A 22,640-nucleotide genomic window follows, 5' to 3' on the forward strand; every position below is an offset into this window, starting at 1 on the left:
GGGTGCTTCCTGGGAAGAAATTGTCCCTGCCACGCCGGCGCGTACGTGCCAATACTGGGAGCCATCGGGAACGAAGTCGCTGGTGATAGGCCTGGCAAATGGGGTCGCGGCGACTGTTGTGAGGAGTGAAGAGCATGCCTTCCGGCAATGTCGAGCGTGTGAACATCAAGGCGTTGGCGTGGGATCTGGCGGCGGACATCTATTTCCCGCCGGAGTTCGACCGCAGTCAGACCTACGCGACGGTGATCAGCGCGCACCCGACCGGCAGCTGCAAGGAGCAGACTTCCGGCAACGTCTACGCCACCGCGTTGGCCGAGCAGGGTTTCGTCGCGGTCGCCTTCGACGCGAGTTTTCAGGGGGACAGCGGCGGTCAGCCTCGATTCACCGAGGACCCGGCGTTTCGGGTGCAGGACTTCAGCTACGTGATCGACTACCTGGTGATCCAGCCGTACGTCGATGAGAACCGGATCGGTGTGCTGGGCATCTGCGGTGGTGGCGGGTATGCGATCAACGCGACGATGACCGAGCGGCGGATCAAGGCGCTGGGCACGGTGACTGCGGCCAACGTCGGGCGGATGATGCGCGAGGGTTTCGTCAACTACGACCCGATCAGTGCGCTGGAGGCGATCGCCGCGCAGCGCACTGCCGAGGCTCGTGGGCAGGACGCGGTGGTCAACGACCTGCTGCCGCCGTCGCCGCAGGCCGCCGAGGAGGCGGGGGTGAGCGACATCGACGTGCGTGAGGCCACCGAGTACTACAAGACCGATCGAGGCCGCGCGGACAACGGTGCGACGAGTTTCCTGTTCTCCCGGCAGGCGGCGCTGGCGGGCTGGGATGCCTTCGATCGGGCCGAGGTGCTGCTGACCCAGCCGATGTGCGTGGTGGTCGGTGACCGGCCGGGCGGTTTCGGTGCCTACCGGGCCGGGTTCGAGATCTACGGGCGTGCGGCCTCGAAGGACAAGGAACTGGTGGTCGTCGAGGGTGCCTCGCACTACGAGCTCTACGACCAGCCCAAGGCTACGGGCGAGGCGCTGGAGCACCTGGTCCCGTTCTTCCGCAAGCACCTCTGAAACCGATCCGCCGCACCCCGCCCCGAAGTGCCTTGGCGGGGTGCGGCGGAGGCCACACGAGACAAGGATGGGTGTCATGAGCAGCAGGGCGCACCGCAGTGAGCTGGGTGATTTCCTCAAAGCACGACGTGCTGAGCTGAGCCCGCAGCAGGTGGGGCTGCCCGAGACCGGCAGTCACCGGCGGGTGCCGGGACTCCGGCGTGAGGAGGTCGCTCAGCTGGCGGCGATCAGCACCGACTACTACACGCGGCTGGAGCAGGGCCGCATCGCCGCCTCGGCGCCGGTGCTCAGCGCTCTGGCCCGGGTGCTGCAGCTGGATGACGGGCAGCGCGAGTACCTGTCCGAACTGGCCGGCAAGGACGCCACACGGCCTCGCCGCCGCACGCGCCAGACGGTGCGCTCGTCCCTGCAGCGGGTGCTCGACGACCTGCGGTTCACCCCGGCGTTCGTACTGGGACGGCGCATGGACGTGCTGGCCTGGAACCCCCTGGCCGCGGCCCTGGTCACCGACTTCGCCCAGCTGCCGGCCAAGCACCGCAACTACGTGCGGCTGCTGTTTACCGAGCCGCACATGCGCACCCTCTACGCCGACTGGGAATCGGTGGCCCGCACCAGCGTGGCCCTGCTGCGCCACGAAGCCGCCCGCTACCCCGACGACCAGCACCTGACCGAACTGGTCGGCGAGCTCTCGGTACGCGATACCGATTTCCGCCAGTGGTGGGCCGAGCACCACGTGGCCAACCAGCGCATCGGCACCAAAACCCTGCACCACCCCGTCGTCGGCGAACTCACCCTCGACTGGGACACGCTGACCTGCACCAACGACCCCGACCAACACCTGGTCACCTGGACCGCCGAGCCGGACACCCCCACCCACGACCGCCTGCGCATCCTCGCCTCCTGGGCCGCTCAGCACACCGACACCACCGAACCCACCCGCGACACCCACACCCACTAGAGACAGCGGGTCCTTCGTCGTGGCTGGCGGACGTGCATGAGGTTGTCGAGTGCCTGGACCCGCGCCTCGCGGCGAATCCGGAACGCGATTTAACCCGGCTGGGTCAAGGCGCCCCGAGACGGCGATCTCGGGGCGCTACACCTTGGACTCGGTGGTCCGTTCGATGATCTAGATTAGGGTTCTGTCGCTTCGTCGTCCCAGAACCCGCTCTGCTCGAGCATCTCGATGACGTAGTCCGCGCTCTCAGTGATGTGCTCTTCCATCAGCGCCCGGGCCTTCCGGGTACTTCGCTTCCGCAGGGCGTCGACGATCAGCGGGTGCTGCTCCCTGGTCGAGCTCACTCGGGACTCGAGCGAGGCGTAGAAGCGGTTCGGCATGTGCCTGACGACCCCTGCGAGCAGAAGAGCCAGGCGGTTCGAATCCGCGGCGAGGTTGATCTCGCGGTGGAAGGCGTGCCCGAGGTCAGCGATGAGGTTCTTGTCGCCGACCTCGACGGCTTTCTCGAGCTGTTCCATGATCGATTCGAGTATGCTCAGCTGCGCTTGGGTGATGTTCTTGGCGGCGCGGGCCGCGAGCTCACCCGCCAGCTTGGCCTGTGCCCAGAAGAGATCGCGCACGTCCTGCCTGGTGAACGGCGCGACGACGAAGCCTCGGCGGGGCACGAGCTGGACGAAACCCTCGTTGTGCAGGGTCAGCAACCCCTCGCGGACAGGTGTGTTGCTGACACCGACTGCTTCGGCGATGGGCTCCATGCGGAGGAAGTCGCCCGGTTTGAAGCGGCCGGACATGATCTGCTCGCGGACGTAGCTCGCCACCTCGTCGGGAAGCTGCTTCCGCTTGCTGCTGCGGACCGTGCCCAGGTCGTTCGCAACCGACATTTTGACTCCACATTCTCGAGACTTCCGGAACATAATATACCGGACCTACATCGTTGCGGCGCAACATCCCTGTGGCGTCGTTGAGCGAGGCCGCCGCAGCGCGGCAGTCGGGGGATTGTGTCCTGTTGTAAGCCACCTGACCGGGCCGAGAAGGCTGCGCAATGACCTGGTATGCGTCGGTCGCGCGTTGTCGCGTTGCTTGCGTCGGGTCTTGGGCTTCCCGGGGTCGACGGCCGGGTGAGGCACGTTGGAAAGCCGGCGGACCTCACGTTGATGGCGATGATCGCTGATATCGCTTCGGGTGCTGTTGACGAGCGCGAAGCCCATCTTCAGCGTGTCTTCTCCCGGCCGCCCCAGGAGCTGCGTGCCCGCATCGTCCGGATGACGCCGTCGGCCCCGTCGAGGATATGGTTCTCAGTGAGGGTTCGGGCCAACTCGGGGTCGCGGAACCGCAGTGCTTCGATCAGCTCGGGGTGGTCGCCGCGGGTGGCGGTGACGTGGCCTTCGATCGAGGCGTAGAAGCGGTTCGGGAGTTGCTTCACCGCAGAGCTGAGCAGAAGGCTCAGTCGCCGGGATTCGGCAGCGCGATTGATCAACCGGTGGAAGGCATGACCGAGTTCGGTGATGTCGTTCTGAACGTCGTTGTCGACGGCCTCCTTGAACTGCTCGTTGATCGATTCGAGCCTTGCGATGTCCGCCGGGGTGATCTTGCTGGCGGCCCTGGCGGCGAGCTCGCCGGCGAACTGCGCTTGCGTCCAGAACAGGTCACGCACGTCTTGCTGGGAAACCGAGGCGGCAACGAAGCCCCTGCGGGGTATCAGCTTGACGAATCCTTCGTTGCTCAGCGCGAGCAGTCCCTCGCGCACGGGCGTGCTGCTCACGCCCAGGGCCTCGGCAATGGGCTCCATGCGGAGGAAGTCGCCCGGTTTGACCTGGCTGGACATGATCAGGTCACGGACGTAGCTGGCCACCGCTTCGGGGAGCTGTTCCCGTCGGCTTCGGTTGCTCCGGAACCGGTCGTGCCCCGTGGTGATCGAGTGGTCGACCATGAGCGTCACCTCCCGTTCAGGTGACATGCATCATATACAAAATTTCCTTGGCGTCACACTTCATGCGATCGACTCGTTCGGTGGACGGGACGGCGTTCCACGATCTGCAGCGTCCGTGGGTGGCTAAAGGGGCGCCGCGACCAGCGTCTCCGGCACGCGAGCCGGCGCCGTCTCGACGTGGCGTTCGAGGGCGCACCGCGTGGTCAAGGGGGTTTAAGTGGGCTGCCGCGATCTCAGCGATCTCCCCGCGACGTCGCGGAGAATGAGCTTCGCGCCTGGAGCCTCTTGCCGGCAACGGGACGATGCCGGAGGTTCGCCGAGCAGTCATGTCGAGGAGGAGCGATGGCCGAACGGCGTTCCCGGTGGGCTCACCGAGAAGTTTCACCCCTGGAGTTGTTCTTCGACCTGGTCTTCGTGCTGGCCGTTTCGCAGCTGACGCACCACCTCATCGAGCACCTGACGTGGCACGGGGCGGCCGAGACGTTGCTCCTGCTGGTCGCGGTCTGCGGTGTGTGGGCGTTCACGAGCTTCGAGGTCACGATGCTCGATGTTGAACGCCGGGCCACCCGGGCTGTGACCGCGGGGGTGATGGGTTGTGGCCTGTTCATGAACGCGGGGATCGCGCATGCCTTCGCCGACGGCCCGTGGCTGTTCGTGATTCCGATGCTGGCAGCGCTGGCCGGGGCGGCTGGTTTCGCGGCGTTGCGCGCGCCGTCGCCCGAGCTGCGCGAGCACTTCAGGCGAGTGCTGGTCTGGATCGCGGCGTCCATGCCGTTCTGGCTGGTGGGAGCGGGTCTTGACGCTGAGTGGCGAATGCGGCTGTGGGGCGTCGCTGCGCTCATCGATCTGGTCGGGACCTGGACCGCGCATCCAGTGCCGCGCCGTGCGCTGCGGTCGACGAGCGTCCCTTTCGATGCCTCCCACATGCTCGAGCGCATGCGGCTGTTCCTGATCATCTTGCTGGGCGAAACCGTGCTGACGATCGGCCGGGTCATGTCAGAAGAACACCCCGACGTCCGCACCCTGTTGTCATCACTGGGGGTGTTCGTGGCTCTGGTGTGTCTGTGGTTGACCTATTTCGGGCGCGGTGAGCAGCAGGTGGCCGACCACATCGCTGCGACCGACGACCCGATCCGGTCCGTGCACTTGGGCATCAACGCCGTTTACGGCGTGATGGCTGGATTGGTGGTCCTCGCTGCCGGCAGCGAGCTGGTGATCGCGCATGCGGAGGATGCCCATGCGGGAATCGGGGGCGTGCTCCTGCTCGGTGGACCGACGTTGTACCTGTTGGCGCAGATGTTCTACTTCCGGGCTACCACCGGCATCGTGTGGATCCCGCGAGGGCTGGGCGCGATCGCCCTGACGACCGGTGCGGTGGCCGCGTACTGGCTCCCGCCATTGGTAGCGGTGTTGGTGCTCGTGCTGGTCCTGCTCGTTCTGGTGAGCCACATCGCCCGAGAGCGGGGTGCAGCGGCGGAGGCCGCCTGACGCCCGCCTTGCCGACCCTCTTGGAATTGTCAGCATAATATATAAAACTTGACAACGGGTGAACGTCAACGGTCCGGCTTCTCGCTGGGCCATCCGGTCGAGGCCACCGGCAGGGCTCGTCGGCCGTGTTCGAACGGGTCGCCTGACTAGAGAGAAAGGCAGGGCAGCGATGCTCGAGAAGTACAAGCAGTTCACGGCTCTGACGTTCGAGAACAATCAGCCCGGAGTGCTGGACGTCGTGTTCGACGCTCCGAACCTCAACGCGGTGGATGCGACCGCGCACGCGCAGCTCCCGAAGCTGTGGCCCGTCATCGACGCCGATCCCGAGGTGCGGGCGGTCATCGTGCGGGGCAGGGGAAAGGCCTTCTCGGCGGGTGGCAATTTCGACCTGGTCGAGGAGCAGATCGCGGATTACGACGTGCGGATGCGGGTCATGCGCGAGGCGCGCGATCTGTACTACAACATCCTGGCGTGCAACAAGCCGATCATCTCCGCCATCCACGGGCCCGCGGTCGGTGCTGGTCTGGTTGTGGCACTGATGGCGGACATTTCGATCGCCGCGCGTGACGCGAAGATCGTCGACGGGCACACCCGTCTCGGGGTGGCCGCAGGTGACCACGCGGCGGCCGTGTGGCCTCTGCTGTGCGGCATGGCCAAGGCCAAGTACTTGCTGCTGACGTGCCGACGGATCTCGGGTGAGGACGCCGAGCGGGCTGGTCTGGTGTCGCTGACCGCCGATGAGGCTGACTTGCTCGACACTGCCCGGGAGATCGCCGGTGAGCTGAGCTCGGGTGCGCAGGATGCGATCCGGTGGACGAAGTACTCGCTCAACGAGTGGTACCGGCAGGCGGGACCGATCTTCGACGCCTCGCTCGGCCTGGAGTTCCTCGGCTTCGGCGGTCCGGACGTCGTGGAGGGTGTTGCTTCCTACCGCGAGCGCCGTGCCCCGAACTTCAGCACTGACTCACGCGCCTGAGCGGCCCCAAGTCGTGGCGGAGGCTCGAATTCGCTGCCCATCCGATCGGACGGCGATCCCGAACCGAGCTGATGACCTCCGGCAGCACTCGAGCACGTGGGCTCCGTTGCGGTGGTGCCGCAGCTCCCCGTGGTGGGAGCTGCGGCATCAACTCCCCGAGCGACGTTTCGAACCTCGACGGGTTCCGGGGCGGCCCCGGGGGCACCCGTGGCATGGCCATCGCGGGATGGTCGGCATTCGTCCAGGGCACGTCGCCGAGGCCAACGGGATCGCTGCGGCCGATTACTAGTGCCCGCACGCGCCGGCTGTGTAGAGCCCGGTCCCCCTGCTCGAGGGGAGCAGGGGGCCGAGTGGTCGTCGTCGGGCTGGGCCCCTTCGGATGACCGTCGTGAGCGTCGGGGACCGCTCACGATCGCTGGACAGCCGCAGTCGCTCGGGCAGTAACTCTTCGGGACACGGCACTGCTCTCGGTCTGACAGCCAGCGCCACCCATCGCCAGGTCGTGTCGCCGAAACGTTCGGCGGCGTTGTCCCGACCTTAGGAAGTGTCCCTGGGCGGCGGTGTCCAACATTTTGGGCAGTTGGTTCCGGCTTCCTGAAAGGACCGTCGCGGTCAGTGGATGTGCAGGGCCCGCATCCGGTTGTAGAGCGTCGATCGGCTCACACCAAGGGCCCGTGCCGCCTTGAGCTTGTTCCCCCCGGCCGTCTCGAGCGCCGCGACGATGACTTCGCGTTCGGCGTCCCGGAAGGGCGACGTCTGCTTTCGCACACCGCGGTGCGACTCCGGGAGGTCGGAGGGGATGATGTCGCCCGCTGAGCGAGCTGCAGCGAGGCTCTGGATCACGCGGCGCAGCTCGGCCAGGTTTCCGGGCCAGGGCTGCGAGGCCAGCACGCTCATGGTCTCGCAGGTGAGCCGGGTACGTCCGGAGCTACAAATATCGGCCAGCATCTGCTGCGCCAGTTGCGGAATCTCGTGGCTGCGCCGACGCAGGGGGAGAAGGTCTCGGCGATCGTCGCACAGGGCCACGAGCGGTGCGTGCACACTGTCGAGGTGATCGCCGGGCGTCGAGGTCAGCACCACCTTTCTAGTCGTGCTGCGGAGGCACTTGGCCAGCAGCGCCGTCATCGGTTCGGATAACAGCTGCACGTCCTCGACGATGACAGCGGGTCCTTCGCCGTCCAACTGCGTGCCCATGCCGGCTGCCCAGGCCTGCTCGCCCTGCCTCACGATCTCGGGGGCCTCGAGCGTGACGCCGTCAAGACCGATGAGCCGCCGCGCCTCGGTGGTGCGGCCGCTGCCGGTCTCGCCGACGACCAGCAGCGGCCACCGAGTTGAGGGCTCCGGGGCGTCGTGGTCGCCTTCCCGCTCAGCCACGATGTCGACGAGGGCACCGTCCGTTCCGTCGATAGGCGTGCACTGGAGCCGGACGGTGCGGCCGGAGGTCAACGTCAGCCGTTGGGTCGTCGTACCGGATCGCGTCTCCTCCGCGCACGTCCGCACGACCGCGTGGTCGGTGGGATCGAGCAGATCGAGCGCGGGAGGGGTGGCGAGCACCAAGCCTTGCCCGACCACGACGACGGCACGACCTCGCCGGCGGGAGGCCGTTTGGAACTCAGCCAGCAACCGCCGTTGGCCGGAACTCGAGTTGAGCTGGAGCCGCGCCTCGATGTCGCGGACCAGGCGGCGGACCAATGCGGGGAACAGCGGATTCTGCGCGCTCGAACGACCACCGATGTTGAGCACTCCGGCGAGGCGGCGGGTGATCGGGTGGATGATCGGATGTCCGTAGCAGCTGAAGGACTGGAACGCCGCCATGTAGTGCTCGGGCCCGTGCACCAGCAACCCCTGCTTCGTCTCCAGCGGGGTTCCCACCGCGTTGGTGCCCACCTGATCCTCGCTGAGCCGGGCACCTGGTACGACGCCGAGCTCGACGACGGCGCGTCTGTCCGAGTGGTCGGCGAAGCGCACGTCCAGGACGTGCGCGGTGTGGTTGGCGAGCACAAGCCCGACCGGCGCTCCGAGGAGCTCGTTCTGCGCGTGGTCGAGGACCGGCCCGGCTGCGCGGGACAGGGTGCTCTCCGCGTTGACCACGTCCTGGTCGAGACGTGGTGTGACGTCTTGGCGCAGGCCGTTCAACCGCGATCGTGCCCACGAAGACTCGATCTCGGGGCGCCGTCGTGCGGCAGGGGCGCAAACCGGATGACTGGGCACGCGGCACCACCTCTTCTCGCCACGGTTCTCGGCTGCTCGGGCTCACGGCGACCGGAGGAGCCCGGGATGCCACACCCGACAACGTGAGGAGGAGCATAATATGTTCCACATAATGTCCGCGATCATTCGCTTGAGATCATCGCGAGGCTGGTGGGGAGCGAAGACGAGGTCAGCGGGCTCGAGTGCCTGAACCTTCGTGCTGTCGACCGGAGGGGTCCGAAGATGTCGAACGTCTCGACTCGCACACGGAACGATTGCCGGGTGTCGGCTTCAGGACGCGGACCGGTCCTCGCTCCAGAGGCCGCGTGCGTCGAGCATTTCGATCAGGTGGTCGGCGCTTTCCAAGACGTGCTGTTCCATGAGCGCCCTTGCTCGCTGTGACTTGCGGTTCCGGAGGGCTTCGAGGATGAGTGGGTGTTCGTCGTGGGCTGAGGAGATCTTCCCCTCGATCGCTGCGTAGAAGCGGTTGGGGAGCTGTTTGACCACAGATCCCAACAGCAGGGCGAGGCGGTCGGACTCCGCTGCGAAGTTGATCTCGCGGTGGAAAGTGTGGCCGAGTTCGACGAGGCCTGCCTCGTCATCGTTGGTGATGGAGGCCGAGTACTGCTCGACGAGCGCCGCGAGCCGGTCCAGTCGGGCAGCGGTGATGTTCTTCGCCGCTCGGGCGGCGAGCTCTCCGGCCAGCTGGGCCTGGCTCCAGAACAGGTCGTGCACGTCCTGCCGGGAGAAGGGCGCGACGACGAAGCCACGTCTGGGCACCAGCCGGACGAAACCCTCGCCACGCAGTGAAAGGAGTCCTTCCCGGGCTGGAGTGTTGCTGACGCCGACCGCCTCAGCGATGGGTTCCATGCGCAGGAACTCGCCCGGTCGGGCGGCGCCCGAGACGATCAGCTCACGGACGTAGCTCGCCACGTCCTCGGAGAGCTGCTGGCGCCGGGATCCGCGGTCCCGCCCAAGTCCCGTGTCGTGCGCCATCGTTCAGCCACCTTCCCCAGAGCATTGGAGAACATAATATATGAAGCGTTACGTGCCGCGGTGTGAGGTGATGCGTCGGACCGAGCATGGGCATTATGCATTTTGTATGCAGCGATCTCAGGCTGAGGCGATAGGAGTTACTCGTCGTCGCGTGAGCTGCTCAGCGCCACTGGCGCTGAACCTTCACCTCGTGCGAGCGCGTTTGCGGGCGTACATATCGCGGTCGGCTTCGCCGAGCAAGGTGTGCGAAGTGGTCGCAACGTCATTTGTGGTGGCGAGCCCGACACTGGCGGCGAGCGTGATGTGATCTCGGCCCGGAGCGGTGGCCTGTTTGTTGAGCTGCTGGTCTATCCGCTTGCGCATCCTCTCCGCGCGGTCCTGGTCGGCCACGGTGGCGAGGACGACGAACTCGTCCCCTCCGATCCGGGCCACGGTATCGTCGGGGCGTACTGCGGAGAGCAACTGTTCGGCTGCCGCCTGCAGGAACGCGTCGCCGGCTAGGTGCCCGTGGGTGTCGTTGATCGCCTTGAGGCCGTCGAGGTCGATCATGAACAAGGCGAGCAGACCGCGCCGTCCGGTGAGCTCGCCCAGCTGCTTCTGGAACCGGTCGAGGAACAGGGCGCGGTTGGCCAGGCCGGTGAGCGGGTCGTGCAGCGCTTTGCGAGTCAGCTCGGCCAGGTGTTCTTCGTTGACGCGTGCGGCGCCATTGAGGGCCTCGTACAGGCAGACAACGGAGGTCGGCCGGTCGTCCGGGCCCCGAATCAGGCTGAAGCGGCCGGCCAGCCAAAACGGGTGTCCATCGCGGTGCCGCATGCAGAAGTCCAGGCTCGCCGACTCGACGCGCCCCTCCCGGAACTCCGCGTAGAGCGCTTCGATCCGTTCCTTGTCCGGTTCGTAAGCCAGTTCGGTGCCGCACCCGATGAGCTCGTCGCGGGAATAGCCGACGAGCTCGCACACCTTGTCGTTGACCGCTGTGGCACGGGCGTAGAGATCGTTCATCGCCATGCCGACCGGTGCATTGGACAGAACCTGACGCCAGAGCAGGTCGGAGGCCCGCTGCGCGGTGATGTCCTGGAACTGGGAGATGATCAGCTGCTGGCCCCCTGCCCGTGTCGGGACCGATGCACTACTGATGAGCGCCCAGATGACGCTGCCGTCGGCACGCACGAGCCGCTTTTCCTCTGAGGAGGAGTCTTGCTCCTCCTCGGCCATCTTCGCGGCGCTTTCCAGATCCAGTACTGGACCGCGTCCATACGTCACGTCCGAGGGGGACAACTCGAGCAATCGCTCCCGGGCATATCCGAGCATGCGACACAGGGAAGGGTTGGCTTCTATGATGCGCCCCTGCAAGTCGACAAGCGCGACCGGACTGGGCACCCGCTTCCACAGTGCTTCCCAGGCAACCGTGTCGAGGGCGTTGTCTTCCCGATTGTCCACGGTTCACACGATAGGCGGCCTGGGCCGAACTCGGTCCGTGATCGGTCTGGACCAGCTGGCCGTCCACCTGCGGAACGTCCTGGACGGGTGGTTGACACTTGCTGAGCGGGCGAGCATGGGTGGTCGCCTGCGCTCATGGAAGTGGGTCTCTTCGGGCGGCGCCATGCCGCCGGCGGCTCGGTCGTTCGCCGCCGCCCCTGCCCGGCGCCTCGCGTTCGTCACCTCTCGTAGACGGGCGCCATGATCGCCCGCGCTAGCGTGTGGTTGAGCAAGGTGAAGCTCATGAACGCAGGTGTCGCGGTGTGCGGAATCCCCAGCGACGGACACCGACGGCGTGCACGGCGATGTAGTAGCTGTGCACGCCGTGCCCTTCCGGCGGCGCCGCACCGAGGTAGTGGCGCAAGCCGGCGTCGTTGGTCAGTGTCAGGGCGTTGTCGGGCAGCTCGCGTCCGCTCGGCTCGCCGGCGCCGGTCGGCAGTTCGGTAGTCCTGGCCGGAAGGTCGATCACCGCCCAGTGCCAGAAGCCGCTGACGGTCGGGGCATCGGGGTCGTACATGGTCACCACGAAGCTCGCCGTCTCCGGCGGGAAGCCGGACCAGCTCAGGTGTGGGGAGATGTCGTCGCCTCCCGCGCCGAAGATCCCGCTGCGCTGCGCGGGCGGCAGCGTTTCGCCGTGCGCGACGTCCTCGCTGACGAGGGTGAACGACGGGGCCTGGGGAAGGTCAACATAGGGGTCACGACTCATCACACGGTCCTCCTGCTCTGCCGAATCGTTTCGACCTGCTGAAAAAGGCGCGTCGACCGCGGTATCGGTGCCGCGACCGACGCGCCTCCGTGTCAGGCCTTGACCAGGTTTCGGTTGAAGAACTCGGTCAGCTTGGCCACAGCTGGGGTGAGGTACTCGTCCTTGTCGTAGAGGTCCACGTGCGTGGCGCCTTCGATCAGGTGCAGCTCGGCGTTGTCGCCGGCCTTGGCCACCGCGCCCTCACTGAAGGGCAGGGTCGCCGCTTTGGTGCCGGCGATCATCAGCAGTGGCCGCGGGGCGATCTTGTCGACCTGCGCGTAGGAGTCGTACTGGTCGAGCAGGGCGGCGCTGCGCAGCGCCCACGCGTTGGTCGAGCAGGGGTGCTGCCCCCGCGGCGTCTTGTAGTAGTCGACGAACTCCGCCACAGACTCCGGCGTCGACTCATCCGCGGTCTCCGGCAGTGCAGGCACCATGGGAACCGGCTTACCTGCGACCTCGTCGCTGTACGCCTGACCCGACTGCTTGACCAGCTCGTTGAAACCGTCCGCGTCGCCTGCGCGGAAGAAGCCGGGCAGGTCCACCGCGCTGACGGTTGCCACGGCCTTCATCCGGTGGTCGGTCTGTGCGGCGAAGGGCACGTAGCCGCCGGAGGCGCAGATGCCGAGCACGCCGATCCGTTCGGCATCCACATCGTCGCGGTTGGCGAGGTAGGACACGGCCCAGCGGAAGTCGTCGGCGCGCTGGAACGGATCTTCCAGCCCGCGCGGCTGGCCTTCGCTGTCGCCCTGGTACGCGGCGTCGAAGGTCAGGGCGATGTAGCCCTGGTCTGCCAGGCGCTGCGCGTACAGGCTGGGAGTCTGCTCCTTGACGCCAGTGGCCGGATGACCGACCACGATGGCCGGCGACCGCTCCGACGACGTGGTGTCAGGGGTGTAGAGGTGTCCCGCGAGCATCAGGTCGCCGCTCGAAAAGCGCACATCGGTCTTCATGAAAAACAAACCTCGAAATGGTGCTGAAGTGGTGGCGCGGTGCCGTGTCGGCTTCCCGGCCAGGGGAGGTTCGTCTGTCTCCCCGTGACTCCAACTGTGCTTCGGAATGGAGAGTGCGAGAAGGGACGGCTCCCTCCTGGGAAGAAACCATCCCCCCATCCCTCCGCCAGCCGAGTGCGGAATGGTGCGTACTCACGATCGTTCGCGGGTCTTCGGTGTGCCATGGCAGCGAATCAAGAGCTGCACGCGTCAGACCTCGGGCTCCTCAAGGCGTTGAGCGCCATGGCACGCACTCCGCCTCGTCGGCGATGCGCGACACTGCCTCCGGCGCTGCACGCACCCCTGTCAGCGTCAAGCGGGACCGAGCCTCGGAGGGACCGACCTAGAGGATGTCGAGAAGGGAGACCTCTCCGTCGCTGCCCACGATGCCGAGCGGCTTGCTCGTTGCGTCGTCGACGATCGTGTCGAGGTGTTCGGCGATGTCCTCAGGGGTCGTAGCAGGGTTGGCATAGCCTTCGTTCATCGTGAGAGCGATGCGCTGCATGAGTCCGCCTTGAGTCAGGAAGGTCTCGCCGGTCACGGAGCAGTTTTCGTGAGCGAAGTAGGCGACCATCTGCGAAGCCATCGACGCGGTCATGCTCTCCTTGAGCGTTGTTTTGAGGGAGTCGGGGAGGTCGGCTTCCTCGACCATGCGGCTGTATGCGGTCGGAGCGATCGCATTCACGCGGATGCCCACCTCCTTGCCCTCCAGGGAGAGGCACCGGGTGAACCCGAAGATGGCGGCCTTGGAGGTGACGTAAGGGGTCTGGCCCTCCCACCCGACGATGGTCGGCGACGCGGTGTTGACGACGCGGCCGGAGCCGCTGGCGATCAGGTGAGGCCACGCAGCGGCGGTGATAGCGGCGGTGCCGAAGAAGTTGACCTCCATCTGGCGCCTGATCTGGTGGACGATGTCGGCCGAGCCGATCGTGGCCGGGACGTTGATGCCGGCGTTGTTCACGACGATGTCGAGCTTGCCGAACGCCTCGATCGCGGCCTGCACTACTGCTTCTGCGTTGGTGGCGACATCATCGTGGTTGGCCACGGCCTCTCCGCCGGCCTCCTTGATCTCGGCGACGACTTCGTCCGCCGGGCGCGAACTGGAGCCCGACCCGAGCGTGTCGCCACCCAGATCATTGACGAGCACACAAGCCCCGCGCGATGCGAGGAGCAGGGCGTGCGAACGTCCCAGGCCGCGCCCGCCACCAGTTACCAGTGCCACCTTGCCATCGAACCGCATCATCTTCGGCTTCTCCCTGTTGTCTTCAGGCCAGCGACGGGGATCTCTGCTCGCAGCCAACGAAATATTGTATATATTATGTTCTCAGTCAAGGGTGGCCTAGTCCCGTTGCGTGGTCGTCAGGGGTCAGGGTCTGAAGATGGTCTTGTAGGTGAGGTACGGGTCGAGGGCATGCGGCCCCAGCTCAGTGCCGAGCCCGCTGTTCTTGATCCCGCCGAACGGTGCGTCCATGGGGAACGTCGCCGTGTTGACGCCGACGGTGCCGGACTCGATCCGCTCCGCGACCGCGGTCGCGCGCTCGACGTCCGGCGAGAACACGCCGCCGCCCAGTCCGTACTCGGAGTCGTTGGCGATGGCGACCGCCTCGTCGATGGTGTCGTAGGGCATCACGGCGATCACGGGGCCGAAGATCTCTTCGCGCGCGATGCGCATGTCGTTGGTGACGTTCCGGAACAGCGTGGGCTCGACGTAGTACCCGCAGTTGAATCCGGCGGGTCGGCCGCCGCCGGTCACGACCTCTGCGCCTTCCTCGACGCCGATGCGGATGTAGGCCTCCACGCGTTCGCGCTGTGCGGCGTTGACGAGCGGGCCGTACAGGTTCGCCGGGTCCGACGGGGAGCCGAGCGGGATGGCGCGCAGCGCATCAGCGAGGAACTGCACCACTTCCTCGTACCGTGCGCGCGGGGCCAGCACGCGGGTCAGCGCGCGGCAGGTCTGTCCGGTGTTGGGAGTGCATGCCGACAGGACGAACGGGCGGAAGCTGTCGAGGTCGACGTCGTCGAGGAGGATGCCTGCCGATTTGCCGCCGAGCTCGAGCGTCACGTGCTTGAGTCCTGCGCCGCAGGTGGCGGCGATCGCCTTGCCTGCCGCGGCCGATCCGGTGAACGCGATCTTGCGCACCGTCGGGTGTTCGACGAGTGCCGCCCCGGTCTGCCGCCCACCCGTGACGACGCCGATAACCCCTGGTGGCAGGCCGACGGCGTCGAAGACCTCAGTGAGCAGGAGCGCGTCGAGCGACGTCTCCGGGGCGGGCTTGAGCACCACGGTGCAGCCCGCGGCCAGTGCCGGTCCCACCTTCCACGCGGTGAGCGGTTGCGGCCCGTTCCACGGGACGATGGCGCCGACGACGCCGACCGGTTCGCGGGTGATGATCGCGTCACCGCCGACCGTGGCCCGTCGTTCCCGCGTCTCGAGTGCGTCGGCCAGCGAAGCGAAGTAGCGGTAGTTCTCCGGGACCATGGCCTGCATCGCCCCGGCCAGGGCGATGGGGGTGCCGTTCTGCCGGGACACCAGCTCTGACATCTCGTCGATGCGGCGCTCGAACTCGTCCGCGATCGCTCGCAAGAACCCAGCCCGTTGGGCGGGTGTCAGCTCGCGCCAGGCGGGGAGCGCATCGGACGCGGCCCGGACCGCGCGGTCGACGTCGGTGGCGTCCCCGTCGGCGATGTGGCCGATGACCTCTTCTGTCGCCGGATCGATCACGTCGATGGCGGCCTGCGAGTGCGCGGGGACCCGCGCACCGGACAGATACATCTCGAGCCGGGAATCGGCTACCACGGTCATGAAGGATTTCCTCTCGCGACTTGGCGCGCGCCAGTGGTGCGGCGGACCTTGCTCGTCGGGCAGGATGTGGAGAGGCAATGGCGGCCACCTCTCCCGGGCTTGGGACATGCGCGCGACCGGGCCGGACTCGACGAGCCGGTCCGATCTGATGCCGCCGAATCCTCTACGGCCAAGCAACAGCCCTCGTGCAGGGACCGAGCGAAGTCCCGTCCTGCTCAGATTCGAAAAAAATATATAATACGGCTTCGGAGGAGGCAATAGGATCACTGCTCACCGTCGCATCGCCGGAGGTGGACCGCTCGACGAGCATGAGTCCAGGGCAGTGGAGACGCGACCCCTCAGCATGGCGCTTCTGCTGGAGTTCGGTGGTTCGGGACGCCTCGAACTTGATCGCTTCGGCGCCGTACGAGTGTTCTTCGACCCCATAGCCACTGGCGTCGATCAAGTCCGACCGGCCGCGACTTCGTAGGTGACCGATGAGAACTTCCCGGGCAGTACAGTGCTGATCAGTCCTGCTCGGTCATGAGCACCGACTTGCCGAGCCACTGACAGGCCTGTAGCGCCAGTTCGACGTCCAACCTGTCCGTCCCAATTGGACGTCGGCGTTCATCCTCTGCTTTCTTGATGCGGTATTTCACCGTGTTGTAGTGCAGGTTCAGCACTTCGGCCGCAGCTTTGTGGCTCGATCCTCTGGACAGGAACTCTCTCAGGGTGCACCGGAGCCGTTGGGCGCTGTCGGTGTTGGCCGCGAGTGGCCCGAGGATCTCTGCGACCCATCTCTTCGTTTCCTCGATGTTCTTGCTGAGCAGGGCGATCGTCGGCAGCCCGGGCTCGTCGTAGAACGTGATGCGGCGATCAGCAGCGTCGCTGAGGAGCGCGATGTCGTGCGCGAGTTGGGCACGCTGGTGACTCTCGCGGAACCCCGAATGGCCGTGTGCCGGGGTACCGACGGCGACCGAGAGCGAGTCGGCGCGTTCGGCCACGCAACTGCGGATCTGGGAACGATCGATGGTGGACCGTCCACCCAGCGGGATCCATGCCCAGCCCGAAACTCTGTCGAACGCGACGAACAGCGGAGACCGTCGAGCCCCTGCGCAGTGCGCGATGGCGTGCGCGGCTTGTTCAAGATCCGCGATGCGCTCCTTGCCGGTGTCGGGAAGCCACAGAATCACGGCGAGGTGCTGCTGCCCCATCGCATACCCGATGTCCGCTTCGGTTTCCGGAGCCGGCGCGTCCTCCTCGCGGAGGAGTTCGCGCACTCGCACGGTGCGGAGACTGCTGCGGGTGGCGAGCCACCGCTCTCGCTCGTGCTCGTACACGTCAACCACTTGCTGGGAGATCCAGTCGATGTAGTCGGAGACCACGGAGACGATGCGATGCGCCACCGACAGACGGAGGTTCGCATCGAGGTTCGTGACCTCCACCTCGGACAGTGCGATGTCCAGCAAGGTCCTCTGGCCGAGCCGGTAGGCCCGCACGAGCGCGTTGACCGGGACACCGTGTTGGGCGAGGCGTCGTGCGTACTCCATGGCCGCAGCGGGGGCTTCCAGGTGTTCCGCGGCGATGTTGTGCTGGAGCGTGTGCAGGATGGTGTCGAGGTTGCCTTCGATGCTCGCGCCGAGAAGTTCGAGCAGCCGCGCATCGCCGCGGAGCTCGGTGATGCTTGCTTCGAGCACCTTCTTGATCGCCAGGGTTTCGGTGGTGAGACGGCGGTTGAGTTCGGCCGCCACGGCGGCCGCCCACCGGTCTACGACGTCCTGGTCGGCGTGCTCCATCCCTGTCCCCATCGAACAACGGTAGCCCGCGGTTGTCGCGCCAGGTCAACTACGACACCCGGTAGTCGTGCCGGGTCAACTACGCAGTCGAGGTGGCAGCCCACCTGACCTGCTTCGACCTTGGCCAGAGGTCAGCTCGGGGTTTGCAGGGCCAGGTTCCTCCCGTCCGTTTTTGTTTCCCGGAGACGAAGACTCCGAGATTCTTCATGATGGCAAGACATGGTGCGGATCACAGGTCGCTTCGTATCGTCGAGTTGTCACGGTTACAACGAGGTCACCAGGAAGTTTTCATGCTTCTCCAGACTTTGCCCGGTAGGCGCGCGGCGCAGGACCCCCACGGACCGGCCATCGCCGATGAATCGGTCGACCTGACGAATGCCGAATTCGCGTCGGCGGTCGCACTGGCAGCAGTTGCACTGCGTTCTAGGGGGATTTCTTCGGGAGACGTGGTCGCAATTATGATGCCGAACAGCACATCATTCGTGGTGGGCTTGTTCGCCGCATGGCATGTCGGCGCGGTGGTGACACCGGTCAACCCATCACTGGCCGCAGGTGAGGTCGCTCATCAGCTCCACGATTCGGCGGCGAAGGTCGTCGTCACGGTCCCGGAGCACCTCGCTGAGATACCGAACTCGGTGGAGGCGATCACCGACCTGGCAGCTCATCCGGGCGCGGCAGCCAATGCCCCGGAACAGGAGCTGGATTCCCGGGACTTAGCCCTGCTGATCTACACGAGCGGCACCACGGGCAGCCCCAAGGGCGTGATGCTCGACCACGGAAACCTCGGCGCGATGTGCACGATGATGATCGAGGCCTTCGGCCTGGACAGTGGATCGCACAGCTTGCTGGTCCTGCCTTTGTTCCACGTGAACGGCATCGTGGTGAGCATCCTGTCACCGCTGCTGGCGGGAGGCCGGGCCACCATCGCGGGACGGTTCGACCCGGCGTCGTTCTTCGACCGTGTCGAGCGAGCCCGCCCAACCTACTTCTCGGGCGTTCCCACGATCTACGCCAAACTGGCTGATCTGCCCAGTGGCGTCGCGCCGGACACGTCCTCTCTTGAGTTCGCGGTCTGCGGCGCCGCGCCAGCGAGCGTGGAGCTCCTCAACAAATTCGAACGGCGGTTCGACGTGCCGATCGTTGAGGGCTACGGTTTGTCCGAGGGGACATGTGCCAGCACGGTCAATCCGCTTCGCGGCATTCGCAAGCCCGGCACCGTTGGACTCCCGTTGCCGGGCCAGTCGGTCCGGATCGTCAACGCTGATGGGGAAGACCTGGACAGCGGTGGCCCTGGTGAGGTGCTCATCCACGGGCCGAACGTGATGCGTGGCTACCTCAACCGTCCCGAGGAGACCGCCGCGACTGTCACCGACGGTTGGTTGCGGACCGGCGACATCGGGTATCTGGACGATGACGGTTACCTCACCCTGGTCGACCGCGCGAAGGACATGTTGATCCGCGGCGGCGAGAACATCTATCCCAAAGAGATCGAGAACGTCGTCTACCAGTTGCCTGAGGTGTTCGAGGCGGCCGTCGTCGGCCGTCCGCACCCGGTTCTCGGCGAGGAACCCGTGCTGGTCGTCTCCCCGGCCAGCGGCGCGATCCTCGACGAGGGAGAAATTCGCGACAGCCTGGTCGGAATGATGTCCAAGTTCAAACTTCCTGCCGAGATTATTATCGTGGATTCCTTGCCCAAGAACCCGGTGGGCAAGATTGATAAGCCGTCTCTCCGGAAGCGTTTTGCGAAAAGCGAGCTGATTTAGAACCGTGCCACGACCATTTCCGCCCATGCGAAAGGTGCATGGGTGGGGCAGTGTCCCCATGCCACCAAAGGAGTTGATGATGGGGTTCAAGACGGCCGATTTCCCTCCTGTCGATGTCGAGACCTTTCTCGACAAACCGTTGCGGGAACGCATGAAGACGCTGGCCCTGCACTGGGTCGAGTACGGGTTCGGGTCGCCGAAGATGATTCACACGACCTACGGCCTCAAGGTGCTGCTGCTCTACATCCTGGGTGGAACAGCGCTGGCGACCTGGACATCAGGTGCTGGGCCGTTCTGGGATGTCCTCGCCTGGTGGGACGAGCCGGTCGTGTACCAGAAGCTCGTCCTGTGGACGGTGCTCCTCGAGGCCGTCGGTGTCTGCGGGTCGTGGGGGCCGCTGGCCGGCAAGTTCAAGCCCATGACCGGGGGAATCTTGTTCTGGGCTCGTCCCGGCACGATCCGCCTGCGCCCATGGCGGCGGGTCCCGTTCACCTCCGGTGACCGGCGAACGGGCTTCGACGTCGTCGTCTACCTGGGGTTGCTCGCTTCGCTGATCGTGGCGATCGTGCAACCCGGTGTGCCGAGTGAATCGCTGTCCGCCGTGCTGCCCGGAAACACGACGGGGCTGGTCAACGCGGTCCCGGTGATCTCAGCGGCTGTCTTGCTCGTCGTCGCCGGTCTCCGGGACAAGACGATCTTCATCGCCGCCCGCAGCGAGCAGTACCTGCCGGCAATGCTCTTCTTCGCCGTCCTTCCGTTCGGCGACATGGTGATCGCTCTCAAGCTGCTGATCATCAGCGTGTGGGTCGGGGCAGGGGTGTCGAAGTTCGGCCACCACTTCTCCAACGTCGTCCCTCCGATGGTCAGCAACAGCCCCTGCATTCCCAGCCGATGGATCAAGCGGGCGCACTACCGTGATTTCCCACGCGACATCCGCCCCTCGGGCCTCGCCCTCTTCATGGCTCACGTCGGTGGGACTTGCGTGGAGATCATCACACCACTCGTGCTCTTGTTCTCGACGAACTACTGGGTGACTCTCGGCGCTGTCGCCCTGATGGTGCTGTTCCACGTGTTCATCACCTCGACATTCCCGCTGGCTGTGCCGCTGGAGTGGAACGTCCTGTTCGCCTACGCCGCGGTGGTCCTGTTCCTGGGTTTCCCCAACTGGCAGGATCACGCCGTGTGGGACATGTCGTCGCCATGGCTGGCGGCCGGAATTGTCGCCGGCCTTGCGTTCTTCCCGATCTTGGGGAACCTGCGCCCGGACCTGGTGTCGTTCCTGCCGTCGATGCGCCAGTACGCCGGTAACTGGGCATCTGCGCTGTGGGCCTTCGCGCCGGGCGCTGAGGCCAAGCTCAACGGCGTGAAGAGGCCCACGACGAACCAGATCGAGCAGCTCGAAATGATGGGCTACCCGCCCAAGGTCGCTGAGATCACCTTGCAGCAGACCATCGGGTGGCGGTCGCTGCACAGCCAGGGCCGCGGCCTGTTCTCCCTGCTGTACACGCACATTCCCGACATCGACCGCTGGACCGTGCGCGAAGCTGAATTCGCGTGCAACTCCCTGGTCGGGTTCAACTTCGGTGATGGCCACCTGCACAACGAGGACCTGCTCGCCGCGGTGCAGAAGCAGTGCCAGTTCGAACCAGGCGAATTCATCGTGGTCTGGGTCGAATCGCAGGCGATCCACAGCAAGGTCCAGCACTACAAGGTCATCGACGTCGCAGAGGGTGTGATCGAGCGGGGGACGTGGAAGGTGGCTGACGCAGTGCGGGAGCAGCCCTGGTTGCCGAACGGGCCGATACCGCTGACCGTGACGTGGTCCCGCGCCTCTCGGCCGGCAACAACGACGCACCAGCGAAGCGGGCAGGCTCAGGACAACGGCACTCCGAGGACGACGGCATGAGCACCGCTGTTGTGGTGGGTGGCGGGCCGAATGGGCTCGCCGCCGCCGTGGCGCTGGCCAAAGCGGGGGTGCAGGTCACGGTCCTGGAGGCTGCCGACGAAGTCGGAGGCGGTACCCGCTCCGGTGAGGGGATCCTGCCGGGATTGCTGCACGACCACTGCTCGGCGTTCCATCCAATGGCGGCAGGCTCGTCGTTTCTCAACAGTCTCGGTCTTGAGCGTTACGGGCTGTCGTGGCGCTGGTCGGAGATCGACTGCGCACACCCCCTGGACGGTGGCGACGCCGGCGTCCTGTGGCGATCAGTCGATCACACCGCCAGCGGCCTCGGCGCGGACGGAAGCAAGTGGCGGTTCCTCTTCAGTCAACCTTCTGCCGGTTACGACGCGCTCGCCGAGGACATCACCGGGCCGATGCTGCGGCTGCCCAAGCATCCGTTGCGACTTGCGCGGTTCGGCCTGCCCACCGTGCTCCCAGGTTCGGCCATCGCCCGCTGCTTCGCGACTGAACGGGCAAAGGCTCTGTTCGGCGGCGTCGCCGCGCACGCATACCAGCCGCTGCACAGGCCCCTGAGCTCCGCCATCGGGCTGGGCATCCTCACGGCGGGGCATCGGCACGGGTGGCCGGTTGCCGCCGGTGGTTCGCAGTCGATCACCACCGCCCTGGCGGCCTTGCTCTCAGATCTCGGCGGCAAGATCGAGACGGGTGTCGCAGTCAGAGACGTGTCGGAGCTGCCCGCAGCCGACGTGACATTGTTCGACCTCGCGCCCGGTGCGGTCGCGGACATCCTGGGCAACCGACTACCAGGGCGGGTAGCGCGCGCGTACAAGCATTTCCGGCACGGACCGGGAGCCTTCAAAGTCGATTTCGCAGTCGAGGGCGGAGTGCCCTGGATCAACTCCGAGGCTCGGCGGGCCGGCACGGTTCACGTCGGTGGCAGCTTTGCTGAGATCGCCGCTGCCGAGCGCGACATTCATGCGGGACGCATGCCTGACCGTCCGTTCGTTCTCGTCGGCCAGCAGTACCTCGCCGACCCGCAGCGTTCGGTGGGAAACACCCATCCGCTATGGACCTACGCGCACGTTCCGAACGGCTACACCGGTAACGCGACCGAGGCGATCATCGCGCAGATCGAGCGGTTCGCGCCGGGTTTCCGCGATCGGATCGTGGGCCAGTCGGCGCGCACGACGACTGCGACAGCTGTTCACAACCCGAACTTCGTCGGCGGGGACATCCTCACGGGCGCCAAGGACATGACTCAGCTGATCCTGGGGCCGCGTCCGACGCTCAACCCCTACAGCGCGGGAATACCGGGCGTCTACATCTGCTCAGCGGCCACTCCGCCAGGTCCTGGAGCACATGGCATGTGCGGATCACATGCGGCCCGTGAAGCCCTGCATTACCTGGAGCGCCGAAGCTGAGCGGGAACCAGCACGAGCAGAGTTCATCGACAACGCAATCGAAGTGCTTGAGCTGTCGCCGACATCGGTGACGCTTCGAGCCTCACGGTCGACTGGTCGGGTTTGTGTGGGGGTCCCGAGCACGTTGATCGACCGATCGCATGCCAGGGCGCTACGGCGC

General features: G+C 66.0%; 16 protein-coding genes and 1 pseudogene. 7 read left to right on the top strand and 10 right to left on the bottom strand.

Going from position 1 to position 22,640, the window contains the following annotated elements:
* Positions 1 to 134: 134 nt before the first annotated feature.
* Both QFW96_RS24345 and QFW96_RS24350 read left to right on the top strand, forming a co-directional pair.
* Positions 135 to 1,070 (top strand): alpha/beta hydrolase, encoded by a 936-nt coding sequence (locus tag QFW96_RS24345; protein ID WP_281458045.1) that lies wholly within the window; start codon positions 135 to 137, stop codon positions 1,068 to 1,070.
* Positions 1,071 to 1,146: 76 nt separating this feature from the next.
* A complete protein-coding gene (locus QFW96_RS24350) occupies positions 1,147 to 2,028 on the top strand; it encodes a helix-turn-helix domain-containing protein (protein WP_281458046.1) in 882 nt (293 codons plus the stop codon).
* Between the two features lie 173 nt (positions 2,029 to 2,201).
* On the opposite strand, the gene QFW96_RS24355 is transcribed toward QFW96_RS24350, so the two are convergent.
* Complete coding sequence (locus tag QFW96_RS24355; protein WP_281458047.1) at positions 2,202 to 2,843, bottom strand: GntR family transcriptional regulator; 642 nt, start codon at positions 2,841 to 2,843, stop codon at positions 2,202 to 2,204.
* 392 nt (positions 2,844 to 3,235) lie between these two features.
* Positions 3,236 to 3,955 (bottom strand): GntR family transcriptional regulator, encoded by a 720-nt coding sequence (locus QFW96_RS24360; protein ID WP_281458048.1) that lies wholly within the window; start codon positions 3,953 to 3,955, stop codon positions 3,236 to 3,238.
* A 342-nt stretch (positions 3,956 to 4,297) separates the two neighbouring features.
* On the opposite strand from QFW96_RS24360, the gene QFW96_RS24365 reads away from it, so the two are divergent.
* Positions 4,298 to 5,443: a low temperature requirement protein A gene (locus tag QFW96_RS24365; RefSeq protein WP_281458049.1), complete on the top strand. Its 1,146-nt coding sequence runs from the start codon at positions 4,298 to 4,300 to the stop codon at positions 5,441 to 5,443.
* 58 nt (positions 5,444 to 5,501) lie between these two features.
* On the top strand, positions 5,502 to 6,419 hold the full coding sequence (locus tag QFW96_RS24370) for an enoyl-CoA hydratase/isomerase family protein (protein ID WP_343231405.1): 918 nt from the start codon (positions 5,502 to 5,504) through the stop codon (positions 6,417 to 6,419).
* Positions 6,420 to 7,031: 612 nt separating this feature from the next.
* On the opposite strand, the gene QFW96_RS24375 is transcribed toward QFW96_RS24370, so the two are convergent.
* The 8 genes and pseudogenes from QFW96_RS24375 to QFW96_RS24410 form a co-directional block, all read right to left on the bottom strand.
* The gene (locus QFW96_RS24375; RefSeq protein WP_281458050.1) at positions 7,032 to 8,555 is read right to left on the bottom strand and encodes a helix-turn-helix domain-containing protein; all 1,524 of its coding nucleotides are present in this window, start codon (positions 8,553 to 8,555) and stop codon (positions 7,032 to 7,034) included.
* A gap of 345 nt (positions 8,556 to 8,900) precedes the next feature.
* Positions 8,901 to 9,605, bottom strand: a complete 705-nt coding sequence (locus QFW96_RS24380) for a GntR family transcriptional regulator (RefSeq protein ID WP_281458051.1) — start codon at positions 9,603 to 9,605, stop codon at positions 8,901 to 8,903.
* Between the two features lie 183 nt (positions 9,606 to 9,788).
* A complete protein-coding gene (locus QFW96_RS24385; RefSeq protein ID WP_281458052.1) occupies positions 9,789 to 11,042 on the bottom strand; it encodes a sensor domain-containing diguanylate cyclase in 1,254 nt (417 codons plus the stop codon).
* A gap of 218 nt (positions 11,043 to 11,260) precedes the next feature.
* A pseudogene (locus QFW96_RS24390) lies at positions 11,261 to 11,787 on the bottom strand (YbhB/YbcL family Raf kinase inhibitor-like protein).
* A gap of 92 nt (positions 11,788 to 11,879) precedes the next feature.
* Positions 11,880 to 12,935, bottom strand: a complete 1,056-nt coding sequence (locus QFW96_RS24395; protein WP_485119556.1) for an alpha/beta hydrolase — start codon at positions 12,933 to 12,935, stop codon at positions 11,880 to 11,882.
* Between the two features lie 223 nt (positions 12,936 to 13,158).
* Positions 13,159 to 14,058: an SDR family NAD(P)-dependent oxidoreductase gene (locus QFW96_RS24400; protein WP_281458054.1), complete on the bottom strand. Its 900-nt coding sequence runs from the start codon at positions 14,056 to 14,058 to the stop codon at positions 13,159 to 13,161.
* A 123-nt stretch (positions 14,059 to 14,181) separates the two neighbouring features.
* Positions 14,182 to 15,618 (bottom strand): aldehyde dehydrogenase, encoded by a 1,437-nt coding sequence (locus QFW96_RS24405; RefSeq protein ID WP_281458055.1) that lies wholly within the window; start codon positions 15,616 to 15,618, stop codon positions 14,182 to 14,184.
* Between the two features lie 506 nt (positions 15,619 to 16,124).
* The gene (locus QFW96_RS24410; RefSeq protein ID WP_281458056.1) at positions 16,125 to 17,405 is read right to left on the bottom strand and encodes a PucR family transcriptional regulator; all 1,281 of its coding nucleotides are present in this window, start codon (positions 17,403 to 17,405) and stop codon (positions 16,125 to 16,127) included.
* A gap of 278 nt (positions 17,406 to 17,683) precedes the next feature.
* On the opposite strand from QFW96_RS24410, the gene QFW96_RS24415 reads away from it, so the two are divergent.
* The 3 genes from QFW96_RS24415 to QFW96_RS24425 all read left to right on the top strand — a co-directional run bounded on the left by QFW96_RS24415 (position 17,684) and on the right by QFW96_RS24425 (position 22,480).
* On the top strand, positions 17,684 to 19,156 hold the full coding sequence (locus tag QFW96_RS24415) for a class I adenylate-forming enzyme family protein (protein WP_281458057.1): 1,473 nt from the start codon (positions 17,684 to 17,686) through the stop codon (positions 19,154 to 19,156).
* 79 nt (positions 19,157 to 19,235) lie between these two features.
* The gene (locus tag QFW96_RS24420; protein WP_281458058.1) at positions 19,236 to 21,062 is read left to right on the top strand and encodes a DUF3556 domain-containing protein; all 1,827 of its coding nucleotides are present in this window, start codon (positions 19,236 to 19,238) and stop codon (positions 21,060 to 21,062) included.
* Positions 21,059 to 22,480 (top strand): phytoene desaturase family protein, encoded by a 1,422-nt coding sequence (locus QFW96_RS24425; RefSeq protein WP_281458059.1) that lies wholly within the window; start codon positions 21,059 to 21,061, stop codon positions 22,478 to 22,480. The genes QFW96_RS24420 and QFW96_RS24425 overlap by 4 nt, the downstream gene beginning before the upstream one ends.
* The last annotated feature ends 160 nt before the right edge of the window (positions 22,481 to 22,640 follow it).

The organism is Saccharopolyspora ipomoeae, assembly GCF_029952525.1.
Lineage (GTDB): Bacteria > Actinomycetota > Actinomycetes > Mycobacteriales > Pseudonocardiaceae > Saccharopolyspora > Saccharopolyspora ipomoeae.

Coding starts and splice junctions, on each gene's coding strand:
- QFW96_RS24345 (WP_281458045.1), top strand. CDS start 135: ATGCCTTCCGGCAATGTCGAGCGTGTGAACATCAAGGCGTTGGCGTGG.
- QFW96_RS24350 (WP_281458046.1), top strand. CDS start 1,147: ATGAGCAGCAGGGCGCACCGCAGTGAGCTGGGTGATTTCCTCAAAGCA.
- QFW96_RS24360 (WP_281458048.1), bottom strand. CDS start 3,955: ATGGTCGACCACTCGATCACCACGGGGCACGACCGGTTCCGGAGCAAC.
- QFW96_RS24365 (WP_281458049.1), top strand. CDS start 4,298: ATGGCCGAACGGCGTTCCCGGTGGGCTCACCGAGAAGTTTCACCCCTG.
- QFW96_RS24380 (WP_281458051.1), bottom strand. CDS start 9,605: ATGGCGCACGACACGGGACTTGGGCGGGACCGCGGATCCCGGCGCCAG.
- QFW96_RS24395 (WP_485119556.1), bottom strand. CDS start 12,935: ATGGGGGGATGGTTTCTTCCCAGGAGGGAGCCGTCCCTTCTCGCACTC.
- QFW96_RS24400 (WP_281458054.1), bottom strand. CDS start 14,058: ATGATGCGGTTCGATGGCAAGGTGGCACTGGTAACTGGTGGCGGGCGC.
- QFW96_RS24405 (WP_281458055.1), bottom strand. CDS start 15,618: ATGACCGTGGTAGCCGATTCCCGGCTCGAGATGTATCTGTCCGGTGCG.
- QFW96_RS24410 (WP_281458056.1), bottom strand. CDS start 17,405: ATGGGGACAGGGATGGAGCACGCCGACCAGGACGTCGTAGACCGGTGG.
- QFW96_RS24415 (WP_281458057.1), top strand. CDS start 17,684: ATGCTTCTCCAGACTTTGCCCGGTAGGCGCGCGGCGCAGGACCCCCAC.
- QFW96_RS24420 (WP_281458058.1), top strand. CDS start 19,236: ATGGGGTTCAAGACGGCCGATTTCCCTCCTGTCGATGTCGAGACCTTT.
- QFW96_RS24425 (WP_281458059.1), top strand. CDS start 21,059: ATGAGCACCGCTGTTGTGGTGGGTGGCGGGCCGAATGGGCTCGCCGCC.